Annotated in this window: 4 protein-coding genes; all 4 read right to left on the bottom strand. The window is 65.0% G+C overall.

What is annotated here, in order from left to right; genetic code table 11:
* Positions 1–130 precede the first annotated feature (130 nt).
* Complete coding sequence (locus AB0F72_RS42090; RefSeq protein ID WP_360444935.1) at positions 131–796, bottom strand: hypothetical protein; 666 nt, start codon at positions 794–796, stop codon at positions 131–133.
* 82 nt (positions 797–878) lie between these two features.
* Positions 879–1,163: a hypothetical protein gene (locus AB0F72_RS42085; RefSeq protein ID WP_360444932.1), complete on the bottom strand. Its 285-nt coding sequence runs from the start codon at positions 1,161–1,163 to the stop codon at positions 879–881.
* A gap of 62 nt (positions 1,164–1,225) precedes the next feature.
* Positions 1,226–1,846 (bottom strand): hypothetical protein, encoded by a 621-nt coding sequence (locus AB0F72_RS42080; protein WP_360444929.1) that lies wholly within the window; start codon positions 1,844–1,846, stop codon positions 1,226–1,228.
* Between the two features lie 176 nt (positions 1,847–2,022).
* Positions 2,023–2,547: an O-acetyl-ADP-ribose deacetylase gene (locus AB0F72_RS42075; RefSeq protein WP_360444926.1), complete on the bottom strand. Its 525-nt coding sequence runs from the start codon at positions 2,545–2,547 to the stop codon at positions 2,023–2,025.
* Between the last annotated feature and the right edge of the window lie 281 nt (positions 2,548–2,828).

The raw sequence follows: 2,828 nt of genomic DNA, 5'->3' as shown, positions 1-2,828 counted from the left end.
CCCAGTGGCTTGCTTGAGCCGTGTGCCGCGACGAGTTGCACGCACGGTTCTGAGGGGGCCCCGGCGCAGCAATGCGTCGGGGCTACCCGACTGCGCTTGGCCTGCACGATCCAACCGGCTTGGCGCTTGCTTACAGCCACTCCGTGTCGATATTGCCCGAGTACAAGAACGCGGTGCGATAGCCGGGTCTGCCGAATAACTCGGATTCACCGGCATAAAGGGCAACTAGCAGTCCCGGCCGATACCACCAGCCGTTGGCTCGGCCGTTGACCAGCTCAACCGGTTGCATCGAGGTCAGGTCGAGGCTGTCGATCGCCGATCCGGCCAGTTTAGTGACGGTGTCCGCGTTGTCCACAGCTGCGTATGCCAAGGCCAGAGACTCGACCCAGCCGTCGATGCTGCCGTGCAGCGGGATCCACTTCTCATCGTCCCCGCTCGCGATGCCGAAGGTACCGTCCGAGCTGATCAAGAACGAGTAGGGCACTGCGGTTCGCTGAGGGCCAGCCTCGAAAAACCAACCCTGATCGGGAAATCCGCCTTCTCTCTCCGGGACGTCGGCACCGAGCATCCGCGGGCCGGCGGCGTCTTCCGGTAAGCCAGGTGCGGCAGGCAAGGCAAGCCCACCCCACCGAGCCTGATACTCATCGACTCGGTCTATGACGGCAGACGGAATGCCGGCTTCTTCCCACTGGAGGCGCCATTGGCTGACAGCCGATGCCTCGAGCCAGATCCCGTGAACTCCGACGAAGCGGCGCGCCCGTTTACTCAAACCCGCAGGCGGCTCGCGGTAGCCCATCACGTGCGCATGCTATCGCTGGCAGCCGACGACTCACTCTCCTAATAGGTTCCGCTGGCGAACGGTAGGCGCGGTAGGGCTATCACTCTCCGTTCGAGTTCCAGACGCGCTCGAACTCGGCTTCCGTGATCTCGAAGACGCTCCACTCGTCGCCGGAGTCGTAGAGGCTCACTTCGCTGAGACCGCCGTAGCTGTCCTCCGGGTGACCGGGACCGTATCGCAGAATGCGGCCAGCGTCGTAGACCTCGACCTGGCGAACAGGCCAGCCATCATCGCCGACCTCGAAGAACCAGACCGAGTGGCCCCAGCCCTTGAACTCATCGCCTCGGGTCTCGGTCCAACGACGGCGATAGAAGCGACTCGGCACCGCGGAAGACTACCGGCGCGCGATGTCCTCTACTGCCGCCGTCCGCGCGTGCCGCCGACTGGTTAGGCCATCAGCCCATCTTGATCGTCGATGATGTCGCCGCTGGCGGAGATGGCATCGAGGATGTGCCGAAAGACCGGCCACGGAAGCCGTGGGCTGCCGTGCCCGGCGACGGTGACCTGCTGTGCGGGGGCCGGTACGAACGGTCCGCCGGCCGGTCGGAGGTCGGGGACGCGTATGTCGATGTAGTCGTTTGACGTATGGGTCGGCTCTACCTCGTAGAGCTCATAGCACCAACCGTCATGCTCGCCGTCATGGTAGGACGCGACCTCGAAGATTCGACTCGCGAAGCTCCACGAGTTCAAGGACAGGGAAAGGTCGCCAGTCACGGTCGCGGCCGGCCCAGCGGACACGATGTCGCCGGATGCCTCAACGAAGCGGATGAAGCGCAGAAGCACCGGCCAGGGCAGCGGTCCCTCAGCGGCAGCCACCCAGGCATGCAACGCGTCCGCAGGCGTGAATTGCTCGCCGTCGGGCGTCGTATCCGGTATCACCACAGCGAGTCCGGCGACCGCGCCGGAGGTCGGGCACGACCCGGTCAGCTCGTAGGTCCACGCGTCCTCCGGCAGGAGGTACATCGAGTTGGTCTGGTAGGCCATGCCGTTGTACGCCCATTCCTCCACCCCGGCAGGATGGCAGGCCAATCGTGCGAGGGCCGAACCCGCCCCGACGCGACGTCCGGATCTGCCGCTGTCCGCGCGTCGGACACCAGGACTTTCTTGTGTCCTGTAGCTGGATCTCTTCGGTTCCGGTATCCGTCCTTCGGCGTGGCAGCGCGTCGATGATCTAGCCAAGCGAGTCATCGAGCGTCGATGAACGCCTGATAGATACGTTCCGCGGCGTGGCGGGTCTGCTCGTCGAAGAGCACCAGACGGATCACTTCGACAGTGGTCGGCTCGGCGTGCAGGGCTGACAAAGCTTGGGCGACGGCGTCATCCTTCGGCCACCGATACACGCCGGAAGAGATTAGTGGGTAGGCCACTGACCGCGCGCCCAGGTCGGCGGCGACAGCGAGCGACGTGGTGTAACAGCTGCGCAGCAGCCGAGAGCGGTCCTCCTCTTTGCTGAACACTGGTCCGACGGTGTGAATCACCCACCGGGCGGGCAGCCGCCCCGCGGTGGTTGCCACCGCCTGTCCAACTTTCAGACCTCTGCCGTACCGGCTGGCCCGTAGAGCACGGCACTCCTCCAGGATCGCCGGCCCGCCTTTGCGGTGGATCGCTCCGTCCACGCCGCCGCCCCCCAGCAGGGACGAGTTCGCCGCGTTGACGACGGCATCGACTTGCTCAACCGTGATGTCGCCGGTGACTAGCTCAATCCGCACTGCGCTGCCTCTCCGATCAGGAACAGCCGAAAGCCGCGCCCATAGCCGGGCCGGCCGGATGGTTGCTGGGCGATGCTATCCGAGAAATCGACCAAGATCGCGTGCACTATCTGCCGCCGATAAGGCGCCGCACGGCCGTGGCGGAGGATCAGTACGGGACGGCGTGCATCGCTCGGGGAGAACCTTTGGGCCTGCCCCGTTTTGACGGACATCCAAGATCAGGGGACCTGGGGTCTCCGGGAGGATGTCCAGCATTATGGAGAGCGTGGGAAAGAAGCGGT

Origin of the sequence: Actinoplanes sp. NPDC023936, assembly GCF_040639325.1 — a bacterium.
GTDB lineage: Bacteria > Actinomycetota > Actinomycetes > Mycobacteriales > Micromonosporaceae > Actinoplanes.
The sequence above is the reverse complement of the archived record's forward strand: the minus strand, read 5'-3'. Positions and strand labels throughout refer to the sequence as shown.